29 protein-coding genes and 2 pseudogenes are annotated in these 18,958 nt (G+C 57.3%); 10 read left to right on the top strand and 21 right to left on the bottom strand.

Going from position 1 to position 18,958, the window contains the following annotated elements; all coding sequences use genetic code 11:
- From G7016_RS24085 to arsH, 3 genes are all read left to right on the top strand, one after another.
- Positions 1–118: ArsB/NhaD family transporter (locus G7016_RS24085; RefSeq protein WP_181118305.1), on the top strand; the 118-nt coding region annotated here is incomplete at its 5' end.
- Between the two features lie 16 nt (positions 119–134).
- Positions 135–605 carry an arsenate reductase ArsC gene (locus G7016_RS24080; protein WP_181118304.1) on the top strand — a complete coding sequence of 157 codons (471 nt, stop codon included), beginning with the start codon at positions 135–137 and terminating at the stop codon, positions 603–605.
- A gap of 47 nt (positions 606–652) precedes the next feature.
- Positions 653–1,366 (top strand): arsenical resistance protein ArsH, encoded by a 714-nt coding sequence (gene arsH / locus G7016_RS24075; RefSeq protein ID WP_181118303.1) that lies wholly within the window; start codon positions 653–655, stop codon positions 1,364–1,366.
- 77 nt (positions 1,367–1,443) lie between these two features.
- On the opposite strand, the gene G7016_RS24070 is transcribed toward arsH, so the two are convergent.
- The 6 genes from G7016_RS24070 to G7016_RS24045 all read right to left on the bottom strand — a co-directional run bounded on the left by G7016_RS24070 (position 1,444) and on the right by G7016_RS24045 (position 5,182).
- Positions 1,444–1,995: an arsinothricin resistance N-acetyltransferase ArsN1 family B gene (locus G7016_RS24070; protein ID WP_181118302.1), complete on the bottom strand. Its 552-nt coding sequence runs from the start codon at positions 1,993–1,995 to the stop codon at positions 1,444–1,446.
- Between the two features lie 213 nt (positions 1,996–2,208).
- The gene (locus G7016_RS24065) at positions 2,209–2,901 is read right to left on the bottom strand and encodes an SOS response-associated peptidase (RefSeq protein ID WP_181118301.1); all 693 of its coding nucleotides are present in this window, start codon (positions 2,899–2,901) and stop codon (positions 2,209–2,211) included.
- Positions 2,902–2,961: 60 nt separating this feature from the next.
- Positions 2,962–3,183, bottom strand: coding sequence for a hypothetical protein (locus G7016_RS24060; RefSeq protein ID WP_181118300.1), 222 nt, complete (start codon positions 3,181–3,183; stop codon positions 2,962–2,964).
- A gap of 49 nt (positions 3,184–3,232) precedes the next feature.
- Positions 3,233–4,513 (bottom strand): translesion error-prone DNA polymerase V subunit UmuC, encoded by a 1,281-nt coding sequence (gene umuC, locus G7016_RS24055; protein WP_181118299.1) that lies wholly within the window; start codon positions 4,511–4,513, stop codon positions 3,233–3,235.
- Positions 4,500–4,931: a LexA family protein gene (locus G7016_RS24050; protein ID WP_181118298.1), complete on the bottom strand. Its 432-nt coding sequence runs from the start codon at positions 4,929–4,931 to the stop codon at positions 4,500–4,502. Before G7016_RS24050 ends, umuC begins: the two co-directional genes overlap by 14 nt.
- Positions 4,932–4,933: 2 nt before the next feature.
- The gene (locus G7016_RS24045; RefSeq protein ID WP_181118297.1) at positions 4,934–5,182 is read right to left on the bottom strand and encodes a DUF1654 domain-containing protein; all 249 of its coding nucleotides are present in this window, start codon (positions 5,180–5,182) and stop codon (positions 4,934–4,936) included.
- A gap of 267 nt (positions 5,183–5,449) precedes the next feature.
- On the opposite strand from G7016_RS24045, the pseudogene G7016_RS25725 reads away from it, so the two are divergent.
- Positions 5,450–6,037 (top strand): annotated as a pseudogene (locus G7016_RS25725) (MCP four helix bundle domain-containing protein); the annotation flags it as partial.
- A gap of 198 nt (positions 6,038–6,235) precedes the next feature.
- The gene (locus tag G7016_RS25720; protein ID WP_375139716.1) at positions 6,236–7,120 is read left to right on the top strand and encodes a methyl-accepting chemotaxis protein; all 885 of its coding nucleotides are present in this window, start codon (positions 6,236–6,238) and stop codon (positions 7,118–7,120) included.
- A 611-nt stretch (positions 7,121–7,731) separates the two neighbouring features.
- Here G7016_RS25720 and G7016_RS24035 read toward each other — a convergent pair.
- Positions 7,732–8,169 (bottom strand): annotated as a pseudogene (locus G7016_RS24035) (response regulator); the annotation flags it as partial.
- A gap of 153 nt (positions 8,170–8,322) precedes the next feature.
- Between G7016_RS24035 and G7016_RS24030 the strand changes: the two are divergent.
- Positions 8,323–8,634 carry a hypothetical protein gene (locus tag G7016_RS24030; RefSeq protein WP_181118295.1) on the top strand — a complete coding sequence of 104 codons (312 nt, stop codon included), beginning with the start codon at positions 8,323–8,325 and terminating at the stop codon, positions 8,632–8,634.
- A 46-nt stretch (positions 8,635–8,680) separates the two neighbouring features.
- On the opposite strand, the gene G7016_RS24025 is transcribed toward G7016_RS24030, so the two are convergent.
- Entirely contained in the window at positions 8,681–9,064 is a 384-nt protein-coding gene (locus G7016_RS24025) for a response regulator (protein WP_181118294.1), read from the bottom strand.
- Between the two features lie 57 nt (positions 9,065–9,121).
- Here G7016_RS24025 and G7016_RS24020 point away from each other — a divergent pair, with 57 nt between their 5' ends.
- Positions 9,122–9,502: a hypothetical protein gene (locus G7016_RS24020; protein WP_148485223.1), complete on the top strand. Its 381-nt coding sequence runs from the start codon at positions 9,122–9,124 to the stop codon at positions 9,500–9,502.
- 19 nt (positions 9,503–9,521) lie between these two features.
- Here G7016_RS24020 and G7016_RS25280 read toward each other — a convergent pair whose 3' ends face one another.
- From G7016_RS25280 to G7016_RS24000, 4 genes are all read right to left on the bottom strand, one after another.
- Positions 9,522–9,647 (bottom strand): hypothetical protein, encoded by a 126-nt coding sequence (locus tag G7016_RS25280; protein ID WP_258195334.1) that lies wholly within the window; start codon positions 9,645–9,647, stop codon positions 9,522–9,524.
- 160 nt (positions 9,648–9,807) lie between these two features.
- Positions 9,808–10,026: a hypothetical protein gene (locus tag G7016_RS24010; protein WP_181118293.1), complete on the bottom strand. Its 219-nt coding sequence runs from the start codon at positions 10,024–10,026 to the stop codon at positions 9,808–9,810.
- Positions 10,027–10,058: 32 nt separating this feature from the next.
- On the bottom strand, positions 10,059–10,340 hold the full coding sequence (locus G7016_RS24005; RefSeq protein ID WP_181118292.1) for a hypothetical protein: 282 nt from the start codon (positions 10,338–10,340) through the stop codon (positions 10,059–10,061).
- 99 nt (positions 10,341–10,439) lie between these two features.
- Positions 10,440–10,670, bottom strand: coding sequence for a hypothetical protein (locus tag G7016_RS24000; RefSeq protein ID WP_181118291.1), 231 nt, complete (start codon positions 10,668–10,670; stop codon positions 10,440–10,442).
- A gap of 413 nt (positions 10,671–11,083) precedes the next feature.
- Here G7016_RS24000 and G7016_RS23995 point away from each other — a divergent pair, with 413 nt between their 5' ends.
- A complete protein-coding gene (locus G7016_RS23995) occupies positions 11,084–11,296 on the top strand; it encodes a hypothetical protein (RefSeq protein ID WP_181118290.1) in 213 nt (70 codons plus the stop codon).
- Between the two features lie 92 nt (positions 11,297–11,388).
- Here the strand turns inward: G7016_RS23995 and G7016_RS23990 are convergent, their stop codons facing one another.
- Positions 11,389–11,646 (bottom strand): hypothetical protein, encoded by a 258-nt coding sequence (locus tag G7016_RS23990; RefSeq protein WP_040259164.1) that lies wholly within the window; start codon positions 11,644–11,646, stop codon positions 11,389–11,391.
- Between the two features lie 97 nt (positions 11,647–11,743).
- Positions 11,744–11,920, bottom strand: coding sequence for a hypothetical protein (locus tag G7016_RS23985; RefSeq protein WP_157395802.1), 177 nt, complete (start codon positions 11,918–11,920; stop codon positions 11,744–11,746).
- A 493-nt stretch (positions 11,921–12,413) separates the two neighbouring features.
- Between G7016_RS23985 and G7016_RS23980 the strand changes: the two genes are divergently transcribed.
- Both G7016_RS23980 and G7016_RS23975 read left to right on the top strand, forming a co-directional pair.
- Complete coding sequence (locus G7016_RS23980; protein ID WP_040259165.1) at positions 12,414–13,118, top strand: ParA family protein; 705 nt, start codon at positions 12,414–12,416, stop codon at positions 13,116–13,118.
- Positions 13,115–13,453, top strand: coding sequence for a hypothetical protein (locus tag G7016_RS23975; protein ID WP_040259166.1), 339 nt, complete (start codon positions 13,115–13,117; stop codon positions 13,451–13,453). The genes G7016_RS23980 and G7016_RS23975 overlap by 4 nt, the downstream gene beginning before the upstream one ends.
- Before the next feature lie 36 nt (positions 13,454–13,489).
- Here the strand turns inward: G7016_RS23975 and G7016_RS23970 are convergent, their stop codons facing one another.
- The 7 genes from G7016_RS23970 to G7016_RS23940 form a co-directional block, all read right to left on the bottom strand.
- Positions 13,490–14,452: a tyrosine-type recombinase/integrase gene (locus G7016_RS23970; RefSeq protein WP_040259167.1), complete on the bottom strand. Its 963-nt coding sequence runs from the start codon at positions 14,450–14,452 to the stop codon at positions 13,490–13,492.
- On the bottom strand, positions 14,449–14,841 hold the full coding sequence (locus tag G7016_RS23965) for a DUF2513 domain-containing protein (RefSeq protein ID WP_040259168.1): 393 nt from the start codon (positions 14,839–14,841) through the stop codon (positions 14,449–14,451). The genes G7016_RS23970 and G7016_RS23965 overlap by 4 nt, the downstream gene beginning before the upstream one ends.
- A gap of 194 nt (positions 14,842–15,035) precedes the next feature.
- Positions 15,036–15,392: a hypothetical protein gene (locus tag G7016_RS23960; protein ID WP_148485225.1), complete on the bottom strand. Its 357-nt coding sequence runs from the start codon at positions 15,390–15,392 to the stop codon at positions 15,036–15,038.
- Between the two features lie 170 nt (positions 15,393–15,562).
- The gene (locus G7016_RS23955) at positions 15,563–16,276 is read right to left on the bottom strand and encodes a TraX family protein (RefSeq protein ID WP_040259170.1); all 714 of its coding nucleotides are present in this window, start codon (positions 16,274–16,276) and stop codon (positions 15,563–15,565) included.
- 80 nt (positions 16,277–16,356) lie between these two features.
- Positions 16,357–17,730, bottom strand: a complete 1,374-nt coding sequence (locus tag G7016_RS23950) for a heavy metal sensor histidine kinase (RefSeq protein ID WP_040259171.1) — start codon at positions 17,728–17,730, stop codon at positions 16,357–16,359.
- Positions 17,727–18,410, bottom strand: coding sequence for a heavy metal response regulator transcription factor (locus G7016_RS23945; RefSeq protein WP_040259172.1), 684 nt, complete (start codon positions 18,408–18,410; stop codon positions 17,727–17,729). Before G7016_RS23945 ends, G7016_RS23950 begins: the two co-directional genes overlap by 4 nt.
- Positions 18,411–18,641: 231 nt before the next feature.
- Positions 18,642–18,839, bottom strand: coding sequence for a heavy-metal-associated domain-containing protein (locus G7016_RS23940; protein ID WP_040259173.1), 198 nt, complete (start codon positions 18,837–18,839; stop codon positions 18,642–18,644).
- Positions 18,840–18,958 lie beyond the last annotated feature (119 nt).

Raw genomic sequence — 18,958 nt, 5'->3', positions numbered from 1 at the left:
GCTGGCCAAGCGGGGGATCACCATCAGCTGGGGTTACTACTTCAAGACCGGGATCGTGCTGACCCTGCCCATCCTCGTCGCCACCCTCTGTGCTTTGGCCTTGCGCCTGAGTTTCTGAATCAAGGAAGCCTCTGATGAAAGTCCTGTTTATGTGCACCCACAACAGCTGCCGCAGCATCCTCTCCGAAGCAGTGTTCAATCACTTGGCCCCGGACGGCTTCGAAGCGGTCAGTTCGGGCAGTTTTCCCAGCGGTCGGGTCAACCCGCGCGCGCTGCACACGCTGGAAGCTGCCGGCATTCCTACGGCCGGCTTGAGCAGCAAGGCGTCGGACGCCTTTGAAAGCGCGCCGCCGGACATCGTGATCACCGTCTGTGACCGCGCCGCTGGCGAAGCCTGCCCCGTCTTCTTCGGCCCTGCCTTGAAAGCGCATTGGGGCCTGGCTGATCCCTCGGAAGCCACCGGCGCGGAGGCTGACATTGATGCGGCGTTCGCCACCACCCTGGCCAAGATCCAGGAACGCGTGCGCGCCTTCCTGGCGCTGCCCTTCGCAACACTGAGCGATGAGCAGTTGAAAGCCGAGCTGGGCCGTATCGGAACGCTTTGAAGATCAACCAGGGCTGTGCCCGCAGGACGCAGCCTTAGGAGAGTGCTATGCAAGACACCTTACCCAACGTGCAGGCAGACCTGCTTGACCTCCCCACGCTGGAGCAGCTGACACCGGCCACCCCGTCGCGGCACAAGCCCCGGATTCTGCTCCTGTACGGCTCGACGCGGGAACGCTCGTTCAGCCGCCTGGTGACTCAGGAGGCGGCACGCCTGCTGGAAGAATTCGGCGCCGAAACCCGCATCTTCGATCCCTCCGGCCTGCCGCTGCCGGACGATGCCCCCGACTCCCACCCGAAGGTGCAGGAGCTGCGCGAACTGATGCAGTGGTCGGAAGGGCAGGTGTGGTGCTCGCCTGAACGGCACGGCGCGATGAGCGCGGTGTTCAAGGCGCAGATCGACTGGGTGCCACTGGCCCTCGGCGCAGTGCGGCCGACCCAGGGAAAGACCCTGGCCGTGATGCAGGTCTGCGGCGGTTCGCAGTCGTTCAACGTGGTCAACCAGCTGCGCGTGTTGGGCCGCTGGATGCGCATGTTCACCATCCCCAACCAGTCCTCGGTGGCCAAAGCCTTCACCGAGTTTGATGAGGCCGGCCGGATGAAACCCTCCTCCTATTACGACCGCCTGGTGGATGTGATGGAGGAGCTGATGAAGTTCACGCTGCTGCTGCGTGATCGCCAGGATTACCTGGTGGACCGCTACTCCGAACGCAAGGAGTCCGCCGAAGAGCTCTCCAAGCGCGTCAATCAGCGTTCCATCTAACGCGTCCCTACCGCGAAATTCATCGGCTGGTAGATGGGATGACCAAGACCATCTACCAGCACGGCCTGCCAGTCGGCTTATCTGGATGCGCGCTCCAGATCAGGGAACAGCACAGGCTCCAACGGTGGCGTTAACTGGCAAAGCCCGAGCCGCCAGTAGCCAACGTCGTGCCATTTACCGAGCTTGAAGCCCACTTCAGGGTAGGTACCGATGTGCACAAACCCCAGCGCTTCGTGCAGGCCAACACTGCCCTCGTTGGGCTGCGCGATACCGGCGTAGGCGGCTCTAAACCGCTGCTGCTCAAGCAGGGGCAGCAACGTTTCATAGAGCTGACGACCAATGCCCTGACGGCGGGCCGATTCGGCGATGTACACCGTCACGTCCACGGCCCACCGGTAGGCTGGGCGAGCCCGGTGTTGGCTGGCGTACGCGTACCCCTTGATGACCCCATCCTCTTCGGCCACCAGGTAGGGATAGGTCTGAAGCGTTGTCGCTATCCGCTGAGCCATTTCCTCAACGGTCGGGGGGACCTCTTCAAAGGAAATCGCCGTTTCCAGAACTACAGGTGCGTAAATTTGCTGGATGGCGACCGCGTCTGCTTCCACCGCCGTACGAATGCTCAAAGCCACTGAAAGTCATCCTTGATCAAAGACTGGAACGGTACCTTTTTTGGATCACTTTGAGGATGAAATCATACCCGCAGCCTGAGCAATACGGCGCACCAGAAGAGCACGCCTACAGCTCTGGGCCCGTGCACCTATTAAGCGAACCGCTCTAAGGCCATCAAACGCGCCCGAGCGCGCACGGTCTTGCTCTGGAATTCTTGGCCCGGCTCCTCCGAATCATTCCTCCAGGGGATCGATCAGTTCGCGGCCCTGGTTCCTGACGTTGCCCACGGCCCTGTCCACCGTGTACCACTCGAAATCAGCCACCGGCCGGCTCCGCTCTTGCACGATGTTGAGGGCACCATTGGCCTCCAGCCCTGGTTCAAGCCAGGCGTTTGCGGCTTCAGGGTCCAGGACCACGGGCCGGCGATCATGGATGTCCACCATGCCGGCATCGCTGGCGTCGGTGATGATGACAAAGCCGTCGTTATCATGAGGTTCCAGCCCTGGATGCACCTGAGCGAGGCCGGCGAAAAACATCGGGGTCTGGGTCTTGAGCCGGATGCAATACGGCTGCTTTTTCTTGGGGTCGTCCGGATCCTTCACCCACTCGAACCAGTTATTGGCCGGTACCAGGACGCGACCAAGGGGCCACAGCGCTTTGAAGAACTTCCCAGAGGCCACCGTCTCGATCCGCGCATTGATGGGGTCCGGCCGTTTGCCCTTGGCCCAGAAGGGCGCCCAGCCCCATTTCACCGCGTCCAGGCGAATGCCCTCGGCGTCGGCGCGAATCACCGGTGATTTCGTGCTGGGGGCCACGTTGTAGCGGTTGACCGGTTCCGGCGGCACATAGTCGATCACCAGCTGCCGAGGGGCCAGCTCGCGCAGGTAGTGGTCCATCGCCTCGTACACGGAATAGCGTCCACACATGGTTCACCTGCCCTGGATTGATCGGTCGTTACGTTATAGGACCGCTTTTTGGCTGCGTCCTCAGCCCCGCTGCCACTGTTCATAGTCGAGGCGCAACTGGGCCTCCAGCACGGGCAAGTCATTAGCGGCCTTTTCCAGTGACTGAGGGTTCTCAAAGCGCTGGATAATCCAGGTGACTAACCGTATCCGTGTCACATAGGCATGGCCCAGTTGCTCTTCCAAGGCGTCGGCCAAGGTGGCAGCGGCTTCCAAGCTCCGGTTCACCTCAACAAGCGTACTCATAGACTGTGATTTCACTCTCTCTACCTTAAAAAGGGGTGTAGCGCTGCCTTTAGTGCGCGTTGACCGTCCACAACTGATCAATCCGCGTGGTGTAGCTCTGGCTCATCAGCTCGCGGCGCATGCCCCAGTCGGGCGCTATAGGCACCGTGGCTGAGCGCAGCGTTCCGCGACCCCAACGGCCGTTGATCGTGTCCAGCACCTGCATCAGCTGCTCGCACTTTTTCGGCTGGGTCTGGGCAAACAGGTCATCGGTGTACTCACCCGGTTGGCGCAGGTCCAGCAACAACACCTCAGCCTTGCTGTAGCGGTAGCCTGGCCGGTAGATCCGCTCCACGGCCTGTGTGGCCGCGTTGGTCATCAGCAGCGTGTCGTGGGTGGGGTAGGGCAGCTCGACCAGCACGCCATTGGCGTACTTGGCCTCGTCCGGGTTGAACATGCCGGTGCGCACGGCGATGCGCATCTTCTTGCACATCGAGCCCTGAGCGCGCAGCTTCTCGGCTGCGCGTGCGGTGTAGCTGGCCACGGCTTCCTTGATCGGGGCCAGCTCGGTCAGCCGCTTGCCAAACATCCGGCTGCAACAGATTTCCTGCTTGGGCGGGTCGGGGTCGTCCAGTTCCAGGCACGGCACGCCGGCGAGTTCGCGGGCCGTGCGTTCCAGCACCACGCTGAACCTGGCCCGCAGGGTCACGGGGTCGGCGTTGGCCAGGTCCATGGCGGAGTGGATGCCCATGGCCTGCAAGTGCGCGTTCAGGCGTCGGCCCACTCCCCATACCTCGGCTACGGCGGTGTTACGTAGCACCCAGTCGCGCTTGAACGGGTCGCAGATGTCCACCACGCCGCCGGTGTGTTGCTGCAAGCGCTTGGCGGTGTGGTTGGCCAGCTTGGCCAGGGTCTTGGTGCGGGCTATGCCGACACCAACCGGAATGCCGGTGCAGCGCAACACCTTCTCCCGGATCAACCGGCCCAGGGCCGTCAGGTCGCCCGGCTGGCCGGTCAGGTCGCAGAACATCTCGTCGATGCTGTACACCTCGGAGCCGGCCACCATGCCCTCGATGAGGGTCATTACCCGTTGGCTGATCTCGCCATAGAGCGCATAGTTCGAAGAAAACGCCACGATGCCGTGCCGGCGCAGCGTGTCTTTGATCTGGAAATACGGTGCGCCCATTTTTACGAAGGGCTTGGCGTCGTAGCTGCGGGCAATCACGCAGCCGTCGTTGTTCGACAGCACCACAATCGGCGTCTTGGCCAGGTCGGGCCGAAACACCCGTTCGCACGAGGCATAGAAGCTGTTGCAGTCCACCAGGGCGAATACCGGCTCAGGCGTAGGCATGATCGCGCACGCTGTAACGCACTACACCCCAGATGGTCATCTCATCGCTTTCGAGCACGTAGCGTTGGGGGTAGGCGGGGTTTTCGGACTGGAGAATGACTTCGCTGCCCTTGCGGTGCAGCCGCTTGCACACGGGTTCGCCATTGAGTGCGGCAATGACGATATCACCATGCCGGGCCTCGCGGCCTCGATCCACAATCACCAGGTCCCCAGAGAACAGGCCGGCGCCCATCATGCTGTCCCCGTCGATCTTCACCAGGTAGATATGCGGGGCGCGCAGGTCGAACAGCTCATCGAGCGAGATGTGTTTTTCCAGATGATCCGCCGCCGGCGACGGAAAGCCCGCAGGCACCCGGTAGGCGAAAAACGGCAATGGATAGATGGAAGGCTCAAGCGGCCCCAGGACAACAATGCTCATCGTCAGTCGTCCTGCAGCACGGTCCAGAAAATCTGGATATGGCCATCGTCGCGGTAGGCCAGGGTCACGTTATCGTTTTCGCCCAGCTCCGCCATGATCCGCTCCCAGGCTTCTTCCGAATCGCCCTCGAATCGCTCCAGTAATGCGGTTCTGGCCTGCTGGGCGGCGGGGTGGTTGATGGCCCGCTGCAAGCGCGTGGCCAATAGGGCATAGGGTGTCAGCGGGGTAGGGGCAGAGGAAGACGTGGCCATGACAGTGACTCTTAACTGTATATATTTACAGTATTACAACTAAAACCGGCTGAGCAAGGTTTTTTCGTCCTCCCAGGGCTTGCCGACGCTGAGGCAAACCGAGGTTTCAAGAATACGTAACTCCTTGAATATGCAGGCTGAGGCGTCATCACCACTGAAACATCTGGAAGTAAACGCTTTCCTGAGCTGATTTACAGAGTGGGTCTACAGTTGCATTAAGCCTTCACATCAAGGCCTCTAATAAAACCTAAGGTGGTTCACGTCCGGATGACGACTGAAGCATTCCATAACGTTAGGAAAACGATCACGATGAGCCTGCGAAATCTCAGTATTGGTCCCCGTTCTGCCCTGTTCTTTGGCCTGATTTGCGCGATGCTCATTGCCCTTGGGCTGGTCTCCCTTCGGCAAGCTCAACAGCTGGATGAAGCGGAGCAGTTCGTGGAGCTGAACGTTGTTCCCAGCATTAGACAGTTGGGCGTTTTGGGCCAGGAATTAGCCGCCATTCGCGGTAACAATGCCCGATTGCGTAACGCCGCTGAGCCAGCGCCGGTCAAAGCCAAGGCTATCCAGGATCTTCAGAAAAGCAGGGCGGCCATTGATGAAGCCTTGACCCGACTGGAAGCGCTTATCGTGACGCCTCAAGGCCGCGAAGCGCTCGAAGCGCTTAAAAAGCTTGAGCAATCCTATAGCGGAAAGCTGGATCGCTATGTTGGCTTCATTACAGCCAACCAGTTGGACGCAGCAATGCAGTTCTCAGCCGGTGAAATGCGCGCTGACGCCGAAGCCCTTGATGCAATGCTTTCGCGCCTTCTAGATGTCAATCTCAACAAGAGCGCTAAAGCGGGGGAAACGGCGCGCGCGGCGTACAGCCAAGCTGTAGCCACTGTCACAGGCTTTATCATCGTAGGGGTGCTGGTCAGTATCCTGCTGGCCTACCTGTTTACCCGAAGCCTCACCGTGCCTATTCGTCAGGCGCTCACTGCAGTCGAGGGCATTGCAGGAAACGATCTTCGTCAGCAGATTCAGGTTGAAGGTAATGATGAACCTGCACGCATGATGATGGCCCTGTCCAGAATGCAGGATCAGCTGCGAGAAGCCATCAGCCTGATTGGAGAGTCCGCGACACATCTTTCTGCCACCGCTGAAGAGATGCATGCTGTGACCGAAGACGCATCGCACGGCTTGCAGCGGCAGAACAGCGAGATTGAAATGGCCGCCACTGCCGTTACGGAAATGAGCGCAGCGGTAGATGAAGTCGCAAGCAATGCCGCCGCCGCATCCGAAGCCACCGGTCAATCCAGCGCGGCAGCAATGGACGGTCGTTTACGCGTCAATGAAACCGTTGATGCCATTAACCGAATGGTCGCCACCGTCAGATCCACCTCCACCAACGTAGAAAACCTGGCGGAGAATACGCGGGCGATCAGCAAGGTCCTGGAAGTGATAAGGGCCATTGCCGAGCAAACCAACCTTTTGGCGCTTAACGCCGCTATTGAGGCTGCCCGCGCTGGGGAAGCTGGCCGCGGCTTCGCTGTTGTGGCAGACGAGGTACGGGCATTAGCGCACCGTACCCAGTCATCCACGCTGGAAATCGAACAGATGGTCGGCCGTATCCAAACGGGTACTGAGGATGCCGTCAGTTCCATGCATGACACCAATACCCAAGCACAGCACACGCTGCAGAAGGCCCAAGGCGCTGGCCAGGCGCTTAACGTCATCACTGAATCCATCGAGCAGATCAACGAGCGCAACTTACTGATCGCGACGGCAGCGGAGGAGCAGGCGCAGGTCGCTCGCGAGGTAGACCAGAGCCTGGTCAGCATTCGCGACCTGTCCGGCCAGACGTCCGAAGGATCGCGACAGACCACGATCGCTACTGCGGAGCTTTCAAAACTCGCCGTTAATCTCAGTCAGCTCGTGGCCCGCTTCAAGATTTGAAGCTTCCGTGGGGGCAGTGTATGTATCAGCTTCTTGTAGAAATCCGCAACGCTGACAAATTACGGCGCCCCCTTAAACGGATCATCGTGAACTCCCCCGAGCTCTGGTACCAAGTGATAACAAGCCCTTTGGTGGATCGAGGAGATGAGGCACATCAGCTCCTGGATATTCCCCTGCACTACGAGGGCCCGCAACCGGACAAAGCGCCTTATACCCTTGTCTATGACGACGATATAACCCAGCAATCCTGGGCTCGCTGGCCTCGACGAAAACCTTGAAAGCAACCGGAAGCTGAGTCTGCTGCTATGGACCTTTATCATTCAGGTGATCGTCATAGCACTGCAAAACAACTCGTTTAATGGGCAAAGGTAGGTGGGCAGGTGGGGTTAAAGGCTATGTAACCTGGTACGTGCAGAGGCAGACGGGGGGCAACCGGGTCACGCATGGACGTGTTCATTGCGCTGCAATAGCTTGGCTCAACGATCATCTTTACTGGCGTGCTCGCGGTGTGCCGACTCGTCCCTTGCTGCACTCGGAGCGCTGTTCGAGGACCGGTGCGCCGGGGTTTTATGACCGCGATCAGCGGTAGACTCGCGACGGTAGGTGGTGGGACGGACAGACCCGGGCGGCGGTTCGTTGAGCACGGCCCAAAACATCCCCAAATCCGACACCGCCGCGACGAATGCCTTGAACTCGACCGGCTTGACCACATAGGCGTTGGCACCCAGTTCGTAGGCGCGGCTGAGGTCACCGTCTACGGTCGAACTGGTCAGCATCACCACAGGAATGCTGCGTAGCGCCTCGGTCGCACGGACTGCTTCGAGGACTTCCAGTCCGTCCACCTTGGGCAGTTTAAGATCGAGCAGGACGATAGCCGGATTGCCCTCCGCCCGGTCCGCGTACGCGCCACGGCGAAGCAGGTAATCCAGGGCTTCGGCACCGTCGCGCAGGACGATAACCTCGTTGGCCAGCTGGCTCTTTTCCAGCGCAATCAGGGTCAGTTCCAGGTCGCGTGGATTGTCCTCGACCAGGAGAATAGGCTTTAGCATAATGCCATCACAGTGAAAAAAAACGGCAATATTTTAGCAAACAGCCCCCTACCCACGCACCCTGAGGCGACGCTAGGTTTGTGTGCTGGTGCGGACTGAACGTTGCCTACCCCGGTCGGTCAGTTGACCGCCGACAAACAGAACGAATGACGTATGGATCAGTGGTACTGCAAGCGCTTCGAGCAAGGGCCGAAAACATTTGTGGCCTTGAGGCAGCTGCGCGAACTCGGCCTGGGCCTGCGGGGCATTCCCAAGCATCAGCCCTTTTACAAGGTTGTTCTCGATGCCGAGACGGCGTGCACCACGGTGTTCGTGCTGCCTGGCCACGCGGACGTGGCGCAGGCATTCGGCGCGCAGCCCTGCAAGCCGCCCGTGTTTGGGCCTTCGTTCTGTGACGTGACCGTGCCGCCTGTGACCTGCCTGCTCCAGCACGCGCACAGCCCTGCGTGCGAAAAAGCGTTCTAGGCCACCTATCCCATTTACGGTACGCGCAGCCGCCGGTCCGTACCCTTCAGGTCCGGCCCAGTCTTGCCTTGACCAGTTCACACAGGGCGTCCAGCCGCCACGGCTTGCCCACAAAGACCGCGCTGGCGGGCAGGGGGCAGGTTTGCACCGAAAAACCGCTGGTGATGATGATGGGCAGCTCAGGGCGCCGGGCAGCAGCGAATGCCGCCAGATCCCAGCCGCTCGACTGGCCCGGCGTCCGGACATCGGTAATCAACAAGTCGATGGCAGGCGTGTGCGCCAGGACCTCGGCGCCTGCATCTGCGGTTTCTACCGCGGTAACGGTCGTTCCAAGGTCGGCAATTACATCGGCGAGCAACTGGCGAAGCAGTTCCTCGTCTTCCACGATGAGCACGTGGGGCAAGGCACTGCGGGGTTTTAACGTCTTCATACACGGTAGGACTGTGTCCGTGCGTGGCGGGTCATTCCATGAGATGAAAGGCGCGCGGTGCCCACGACCGTCTACGCTCAGGACAGCCATTTCTACAAACCCGGGCGCTACCCAGCGCCGGGCCCACGATTCTCGGTGAGCGCCTGGCCACAACAAGCGGGTGGTTGGGCCGGGGTAGCCCCCGCCAAGGAGCACGTCGAAATGCAATTGTCCGAAGCCGCATTGCTGATGGAAACCGATTTGCACGGCGCAAACGACGCCATTCGCATGGGTTGGAAATTGCTGGCCATCACCTCTGCCAGCCACCCCGCTCAGCCCGAGTGCCTGCAAACCGTGTATATCCTCGGGGTTCAAGCCCACCCCCTGGACCGGCCTGAAGTCGCGGTAGGCTTACCCCCCAGTGCCGAAGCCGTTGAGGCAAGCAGGGGCGCGCGCTAAGCCGTGCCCGCGACAAGGATCAAAGGATGGGCTGTGCTTCGGTACGCGGCGTGCTGGACCGGGCGTGAAGCTCTACCGCGAACTGCTCAAGGCCCATCCTTTCGGCAAACCGTTCTACTGCGGTGAGGCTGGCCCAGGTGCGCACCGGTTCACGCCTTGAGCGCAGCGGGACAAGCGGCGAGTCCCCAGCCCCAATACGGACCGCCACTGTCCATTTCCCCGGTCTGCCTCGGTGCGCACCGCCACTACCTCACGCACCGCCTTCGCGTGCACCATCAGCTTGAATACGTCCTCGTCGATTCCTTTTACTTCCATCCCTCAAGCTCCGCTAGCCGCTCTGACACCGCTTGTTCCAACAGCGCATGAAGCCGCGCAATACAGGCCTCACGCTCCGCGTGCTGCAGCTGAAGCGCTTCGGTAAATCCTAGCGCGCGCTGGGCGCACATCAGTACGCGTGATGCCGTAGCGGCCTGCTGCACGTCATCCAGCAGTGCCTGGCACCGATCAACCAGCAATTTTGGCATATTCAACGGCCCGAGCGTCAACGGCGGCCTGTTCATGGCGGACAGTTGCACAAATGGCCTGGACCGGACATCCAGCGTAACACTTGCCCCACAGGCCCCAGTCTGCCGCCCGCCCACGCGAACACGGGCCGTTCCAACGTGGCCTGATCACAGAGCTGAACCTCGGCCAGGTTAAAATAAGCCTCGCCGTATTCCTGGTTGGCCAACGCCAACGCACCGGGTGCATCGTACGCGGCGTAGATCTCGTCGTGGCCGACCCGGAACGCCTGAAGTGTTCGCTTACCTTCCGAGGAGCGGTTACTGCCGACGCTCATAGTTCTCCTCCCAATCCTTGCGCATCAGGCGGCGCTTTTCTGCATGCTGGGACACGGTTATAGGGTTCATCCTGGCTTGCACGCTCCATATCCACCGGGTTACCCAGTGGTGGTGTAGTAGGTCTGCCCAGTTTCCAGACGAACCCACCAACCCAGGCGGCCGCCGAACGTTGCTTGGTAGGTGCCATAAACCGCCAGCAGTGGTGGTACCGGCAAGGCGAGCGTTTGGCGCGCCTCGATGCGCGTGCGCCGGAGCATGCCCAGCGGCTCAAAGTCAGGATCAACCGTGCCATCGGCCAAGACCGGACCGACTGCGTCTTCTTCGGTCATTCGAACCGTGCTTCGGGTCAGGATGAAATACAGGAGCACCAAGACAACGCCCATCTGCCAATGACAAAGCTGACAAGACTCAAGGTTGCAAAGCCCCTCACCGAATGACCTCCCTCCACTCTCTGTGATAGACCAGTGTAGGGTTAGCTGGACTACCACCCTGCCGGGATATGGCGCGCGAGTGTACAGGTTTGGTATGAAAAATCTGTTTTTTTATCCAGCGTCTACTTAGTACTTCTGGGTAGCGTCGGTAGGTGGGTCGCAGGCGAAGGATAGGACATCGACGGGGTAGAGATTTCTGGAAGCGAGGGAAACAGCCTAGCGTCGCGCTGGCTTGGCCTCCTGTCAGGTCGGTTACTCGCTTTTTAACCTCGTTGTATGATCAGCGTCATCGAATTCACTAGAAACACGAAATGTCACTGCCTTGCACGCTGAGTTCGCGGATCCTTGTGGCGACCGCTCGCGGTTTGCCCATTCATCTGGACGAGGAAAACCGGCCTTGGGTAGAACAGCTCTCCCTGTCCGGCCACATCCAGCTGACCGGAACGCTGGACGATCAAGCCATCACCATCAAGGCCACCCTGACCAGTCTCGGTCAGGAATTGCTTGACTGGTTGGAGCGCTAGATAACGTGAGCGCGGCCCTGTCGAGAAGGAACAGGCGCATGTAAAGCCCCGTACAGGTCGAAAGCTATACGGTAAAAAAGGGGCCGTTCGGCTCACTCGGTTCGCTCCCTGCCGGCGATCAATTCGCGGGTGACCTGGTCTTCGACATGATGACTGTAGGCGGCGTCTGCCAGCTCGCGCAGCTCCAGGTGCTCCATCGTGTTCACCACCCCTTGCGCGCACAGCTCAGCGGCCAGGCGCAGCAGGTCGGTGTGCCAGATCTCCAGCTCCTCCTGGGCGCGGAGGTCATTCAGCAAAGCCTCCCATTCGGCCAGCCGGCCCGCCTTCTCGTCGTCGGTCTCGCAGAACATGACTGCTCTCTCCAGGCTTGTTGCGCGAACAGCTGCGTGAGTCCTGCAGCGCGCGGTGACTAACATCATGGACTTGGGCCCCGGAATCCTTTGCCGCTCAATGGCCCAGCGCGGCAATCCTTCCCCTCAGGGCCTGTCCATACAAGCGATACAACCCTTCGCTTTGGGCAGGCGGCATGACCTGCAGCCAGGCCAGCGCCTCGGTAAACCCCGCTGCATGCTGCTCATTCAACAACGCCACGTTGACGCTGTACGCGCCTTGGATGTCATCCAATAGGGCCTGGCATTTGGTCGTTTGCTGCCGCTCACTTTTCCAAGGATTGTCAATCGAGACGCCGACGCACCTACCCCCACGGCCTCAGCCAGCAACCTCCTGCTTAACCTATGGTTTTACCGTTCTTTCTGCCTTCCCCTGGCCGATCAATAAGCGGGGTGATTAATTCGTGTCGGCGCAGTCTGGGGGCGATTCAAGCCTCGTCCCCCTAGAGAGTCATTTGCCCACCGTCTGGATGCCGGGGTGGTATCCACCTGGATTCCGAAAGGGATTCCAATAGATACTATAAGTGAATTCTACTTGATATCTATCAGCTTGCCTTTAGGAATTCCTATTGAATTCTGTCTAGATATCCTCTAGGATATCCTAAAAGGTGCCTTAGCGAATTCAGATTAGTATCCTTAAGGAATTCTTATGAATTCTTTTCGGTCACCCTATACGAATTCATGTTGGTATCTTAATGAATCCCTATCGGCTACCATAGGTACCATACATGCCTGTCATATCGTTTGTGTCCCCTAAAGGCGGGGCTGGCAAGACAACATCTGCCCTTGCGCTAGCTACCCAGATCGCAAAGCGTGTGGCGGTGACAGTAATTGATGCTGACCCAAATCACCCCATAGATTCCTGGGCAAAAGGAGGAGCGGTCCCTGAGAGCATGACCGTCATCTCAGGTGTAACGGACCAAACGATAAGTGACATCATTGCGGAAGCAGCGACGAAAACGCCCTTTGTAATAGTGGACCTGGAAGGTACAGCGGCCACGATCGTGGCGTACGCTATAGCGGAGTCTGATCTGGTCATCATCCCTTCTCAGGGTTCGCAGCTGGATGCTGAGCAAGCTAGTAGGGCGTTTGGGCTTATCAGAGCGCATGAGCGGGGCATTCAGAAGCATAAGCCTGACTACAAATTACCCTATGCCGTCCTGTTCACTCGTACATCTGTCGCGATACAAAGCAGGGACACGCGGCACATCAGAGAGAGTTTCAAGAAAGGAGGTATCCCATTCTTTGAGGTCGAGCTGAACGAAAGGGCCGCATTCAAAGCTATGTTTTCCTACCGCCAAACCCTGGAATCGCTTCCGCCAAATGAAGTCTCCAACGTAGATAAAGCTATTGATAATGCTGAGGTTTTCGCTCGTGAAGTGATCGCCAAGCTTACACCTGGCAATGCAAAGGCAACGGAGATTGAGGCATGAGCCGAGTAGACCCTTTAGAAGGCTTGAAGAATTTTGAGCCTAAGCCTGCTGTTGGGCAAAAGTCGAAGGAGGAGAGTGCGGCGCTTGAAGAGTTGGCAAGCGAGCATGGCTTCGTAGCCAGGCCATCAGTGCCAATAAAAGCCCCGGCCGATAGGTCAAGGCGAAGATTCACCACGGGTAGGAACATCCAAATCAACATAAAAGGCGATCAAGCTACTAAAGATGAGCTGTATCGCCTGGCAGATGAGATTAACGCTCCTCTCGGGGAGACGCTAAAAAGGGCGCTGTCAGCACTGGAGCGTGAGCTGAACCAGCCTAAGCCTCAAGAAAAGTAGTCGGACCGGTGCGAAACACCCAGGCTTCAACAATGCTTACAGCCTGATACGCTCTACCTCGCTCAGGCTGATTTCATCATGACGACGGTCATAGAGCTGCGTGGTTCGGGTAGAGGCGTGGTTGGCCATAGCGGCGGCGCTTTCCAGCGTTCCACCGTTTTTGAGATACGCGGTGATGCCAGTGGCTCGAAAGGTATGGTTGCCAATCTTGGTACCAATGCCAGCTGCAACGGCACGACGACGGACCATGAGGTAAGCGCTGGGCTGGGGGAGGGCGGTTCTGCTGAGCTGCTTTGTACCCCTGGCTAGCGTCCTGAACAGCGGGCCTTTGCTATCCAGGTCGATGCCGGTCCCTACCAGGTACGCATGCAAGTATTCCTCTAAAGAGTGGTGGCAGGGCATGGTGTGCTGCTTGCCCCCTTTCTCACGCAATCGAACCCATAGCCGGCGGTTCTGCGTGTACACGTCCTCCACCCTCATGGATAGCGCTGCCCCGATCCGCGCAAACGAAAACACCATTAGCCCGATCAATGCTCGATCACGAAGGCCTGCAGGGGTGCTGATATCAATGCTGTCCAGCAGTTGCCGCGCCTCGCTCGGATCAAGCACCGGCGTTTTGCCGGTGCGGCTGGTATGGCTAGGCCCGCGGACTGACGCAGCGGGATTCAGCGGGACTACCTGGCCCACTACTAGCCAATCGAACAAATGGCGTAGAGCGGCCAATCGCTGCTTTACCGAAGGAACGGACAGCCGCTGTAGCTGTAGCTCGATCCAGGTCGAGACGTGCAACGAGGTGACAGCGGCCAGGCTGGACACACCAACCGCTGCGCACCAGGTCAGGAACTCGTCTGTTGCTCGGGCATAAGCGCGTCGCGTATTGGGATTGCGGATGTTGGCCGTGAAGAACTCTACGAAGCGCATACCTGCACGCTCACCTGCCTGGCTGATAAGCGCCGGGACACTTCCAAAGGGTGAGGGGGGCAGTATCAAACCATTCATGGCAACTCGATCCCCAGCTTACTAAGCCTCTCCTTTAATACCTGTTTGCCTATCGCTTTTGCGATTTCGAGAACAAAGCTCAACCCGGCACCACCGGCCTTCTCCATACCGGCCTTGGTCTGGCGCCAAACCTCATCGTCACGAATGGTGTCTAGGAATTCATGCCCTTTATAGGTCAGCCGCTGAGGCTTCCAAACTGGAAAAGTATCTGCAAGGTAGGTCGCATTCTGGGCCATCAGCAAGCCTGCCTCCCTCATCAGCATCACATGGTATGAAAGGTCTTGATGCGTGCGGTTTTCAATGGACAGGTCGATGCCATGATCAGGATTGTTCCTGCTGGCTTCCACAGCCAACAGAATTTCCCGCATCAGATCTTTTTCTAGCTCCATCAGACGTCTCCAGCCTACATATGATAAAGGACATTATCATACATAGGTGCAACCTTGAACTGAGCGCCGAAAATAAATAGCCGTTAAGGCCGAAACCCATTGACAAGGTAAATATTTAATGAGCAGGGGATGGGAGGCTTAACGAGGAACTGGTGGAGCCAGTCCTCGATGTCGGGGACTGGCTAAGGCACTGGTCAATAAGCGCGGGGCTGACCAACACGACGATACTGACGGGCAGGCGGCCTGTCGTTTTTGCCCGGCGTGCAGCGACCCAGGTGCGACAAGAAGAACTCATGATCACTACTATGAAGTGCGTTTAGTTCGACGGCCTGCGAAAGAACCAACTTCATGCTGTCGTGCCATTCCTGCTTTTGAAGCACAGCGACCGCTAAGATCTGATCGAGACGCTTGACAATGCCTACTCGATGCTGACCGAAAAGCTGTTCTTTGCACGCATAGATAAAATAACGGATTCGTTGTTGGTACAACACGTAGGGATCGCTCATATGCTGGGCAAAGCTATCGCACTGATTTGAAGTCAAAGGCGGCATCATCTTCTCCCTAAAGTAGTTATCATGTGTCCTTGACATACTACCTAAAACAAAACAGGCTTTCAATTTAAAGTCTAACCACACCGAATTTTATCTATCTGACTCTAGTCAACATTGCACGCTGTGCGTTCCTGGCCGACAGGATTTAACTTGCAGTCCATGCGCGTCCACTACAAAATTTTTATCAGCTTTATCGCCAACAGATGCGCAGGATAGAAGAAATAGCCCCAACGGCCAACACGCCATACTCGAAATCCTAAACTAATGTTGGCCAAATATAAGCCAACCAGCGGAGCAAGAAAAGCGGCTATCCAGATGACCCGGACAAACCCGTGTGCATCTCCCCTTGTTACCCACACATTACGATTGTTTGCCGCCACACACACCAATGCTGCGATAAGGGGCCAACAGGATTTATATTTGAGGGCCATAAGGAATATTCCTGGCAACAGTACGCCATAGACTCCGTACATCAGAGAGGAGTGAAGAGCCACAGCCAGTAACGTAACGCCTATGGACAGAAACAAAGAGGGCTTTGAGCGATAGTGAATCCCCCAGGCGACTAGCAGGCCAAGCATGAGTGTCGGCATGATATTCGTAGTGCTGGAGGACCAGTCAAGCCACCGATAGGGGATTTCTGAAATGACAGTGAATACTATCAGCCATATAAGATAGCGGCTATTGGCGTCCGTAATCATGGAATCGCTCGGTGCCCGCGCGATATTTATTGCCATTGCTAACGAAAAAAATGGAAACGCGAACCGTCCAAGAATAAAAAGAACCTCAGCTTTTGGGAAAAGATACCGGAGGTGATCAACCAGCATACTGGCCATGGCAAGCCATTTTATGAGGTCTTGAGCAGAATTGCGGCCCCCATGTTCCATATGATCCCTTATAGCTGTAGCAATTACTGGTATCTATTTCAAGATTTACATGAGCATCGCTGGCTGTGGCTTAAACTGAATCAATTGTTCCGAGGGAACACGAGTGTAAACGTAGTCATATGTTCGTTTGATTTACAGGATATTTGACCACCGTGCGCTTGCATCAACGATCGGGCAATGGCAAGGCCCAACCCAGAATTTCCTGACCCTTCCCTTCTTGCTGGATCAACCCGATAAAAACGATCAAAAATACGCTCAACATGCTCTGCAGATATTGCCGGTCCAGCATTTTGGACCGCTAGCTGAATCGTGCTCTCATCGCTGCGGATATTAACCTTTATAGTCGTTCCCGCCGGGGCGTAGCGCAGGGCATTTGAAAGAAGATTCGACACAACCCGGTCCACCATGACCGCATCCGCAACTACTTTACCCTGTCCTTCTAGGAATAGATTCACACCATTATCTTCAGCTAGGAGCTCATAGTAGCCAAAGAGTTTTTTTACCGCGTCGCTTAACTCGAATGACGAGGCGTTTGGCAATACCAAACCGTTGTCCGACTTGGCCAGAAAAAGCATGCCATCGATGATGGTGGAAAGTCGGTTAAGCTCCTCCAGGTTCGAGAACAGATTTTCTTCGTAAGCATCGGGCGTGCGCTTTTTGGCCAGGATCACCTCAGCGTGGGTCCTGAGATTGCTAAGCGGGGTCCGCAACTCATGGGCAATGTCCGCAGAAAAATTGGAGAGCCTGACAAACGACTCTTCGAGCCTCGCGAGCATGGAGTTGAACGCAACTATCAGCTCCCGTAGCTCATCCGGCACCGGCTCAAGCGGTATTCTACTTTTCAGCGAGCCTGCCGACATCGAGGCTGCGACCTGCGTTACCTGAGCGACCGGTTTCAAGCCGCTTTTGGCCACCAGCCAGCCGAGGAGGGCGCTCAATACTGCGCTGCCTAGCAAAACCACACCGAACCACCATTGCAATAGCGCAAAAAAATGCATGTGGGTAGTTACGTCCAGGATTAACCAGACCGTGAAGGTTTGCCCTCGGGCTGTTTGCACCACTTTGGCGGTCAAACCACGGTAGAGATGGTGACCATGCCCCCATTCCCAGACGTCATCGCGCAATTTACCGTCATCCAGAGACGGAAGCTCAAGGTCAGGCGGGGCTGAGAAAACAACGGACCCGTCTGATGCCAGGACTAATGCCGATAGGTCAGGGTGTGCGCTCAGTAAGGCGCGTAACTGCAGCTGAATACCTGATGGGGCTTCTGCGCTTTCACTGCTGTTAAGGATTAGCCGTGTGGCTTCAAGCTTCTCGACGAGCGCTTGTTTATCCAGGGCTCTGAAGTGATGTCTGCTCAGCTCGTTGAAAGCGGTGCCCGCTACTACCAGCACGGCTACGACTGAAACCACGAACATGATGCTCAAGCGCAGCGTCAATGACCCACGCTTCATACGTCTTCCTGAGTGTCGAGCATATAGCCCATGCCACGCGAGGTATGAATCAGCTTGGTTTCAAAACCGTCATCGATCTTGGCGCGCAGCCTTCGGATCGCCACTTCGATCACGTTCGTGTCGCTGTCGAAATTCATGTCCCAGACCTGAGAGGCAATGAGCGACTTTGGTAGCACTTCGCCCCGTCTGCGCATAAGCAGTTCGAGGAGGGCAAATTCTTTTGCGGTGAGGTCAATTCGCTTGCCTGAGCGGGTGGCCCTGCGCTTGAGCAAATCCACCTGAAGATCACCTATCTGCATGGTTGTCTGGGTCTGGGCAGTACTGCCCCGACGCAACAGGCTTCGCACACGTGCCAATAGTTCGGAGAAGGCAAAAGGCTTTATCAGGTAGTCATCAGCTCCCAATTCAAGCCCTTTCACCCGGTCATCGACGCCGTCTCGTGCCGTGAGAAACAGCACGGGGACAGACTGGCCAGCGTCGCGCACGCTCTTGACGACTGCCCAGCCATCGAGGCCTGGCATCATCACATCGAGAATAAGCAGGTCATAGGCTTCGCTTAGTGCCTGGTTTAGTGCCTCGGTACCGGTCATTACCCGATCTACGCTAAATCCAGCTTCCATCAAGCCTTGCTGCAGATACATGCCGGTTTTAGGTTCGTCTTCAGCCACCAACAGTTTCATGACAGCAACCTCATTTACAGATGAGGTTTAGTCTGCCGACAAACCGATAGGTTTGGTGCCACCTTACACAAATGTAATCGGCAAATCAGGTGCACGTCAGCTGCCAAGGGCTAGTCTGGGCTCAGCTCCCTTCAAAGACCTCCGCTCCTTGGTCTCCGGCGCCTGTCCAGGCGCCGTTTCTTTTGCAAAGAACCGTCTTAGGAAAGCCTGAACCCAAGGGAAGGACAGGAATCAGGCAAGCTCAGCGGGATAGCCTTTTTCCTGGATTGCTTCGAGCAGGGCCTGCGCTGGCTGGCGGCTTTGAACCTGTACGGTACGGCTTTCCAAGTCCACATCGACCGCGGCCTCACTATCCAAAGCAGTGACCGCTGCGGTGATCGATTTGACACAATGACCGCAATTCATGCCTTGCACGTTGAACTGATACATAGCGTGTCTCCAAATCATGGGGGGCAGCGCTACTTTCAACGTTGACATGAGGTCAAGGTCAAGCCTCTTCTGTTCTGAAGCGTTAGGCGCGGTTGGAGGTTGACCTTTACATGAGGTCA

It is taken from the genome of Pseudomonas japonica, from assembly GCF_013522925.1.
GTDB classification, from domain to species: domain Bacteria; phylum Pseudomonadota; class Gammaproteobacteria; order Pseudomonadales; family Pseudomonadaceae; genus Aquipseudomonas; species Aquipseudomonas japonica_A.
This window is presented reverse-complemented; position numbering and strand designations above follow the sequence as displayed.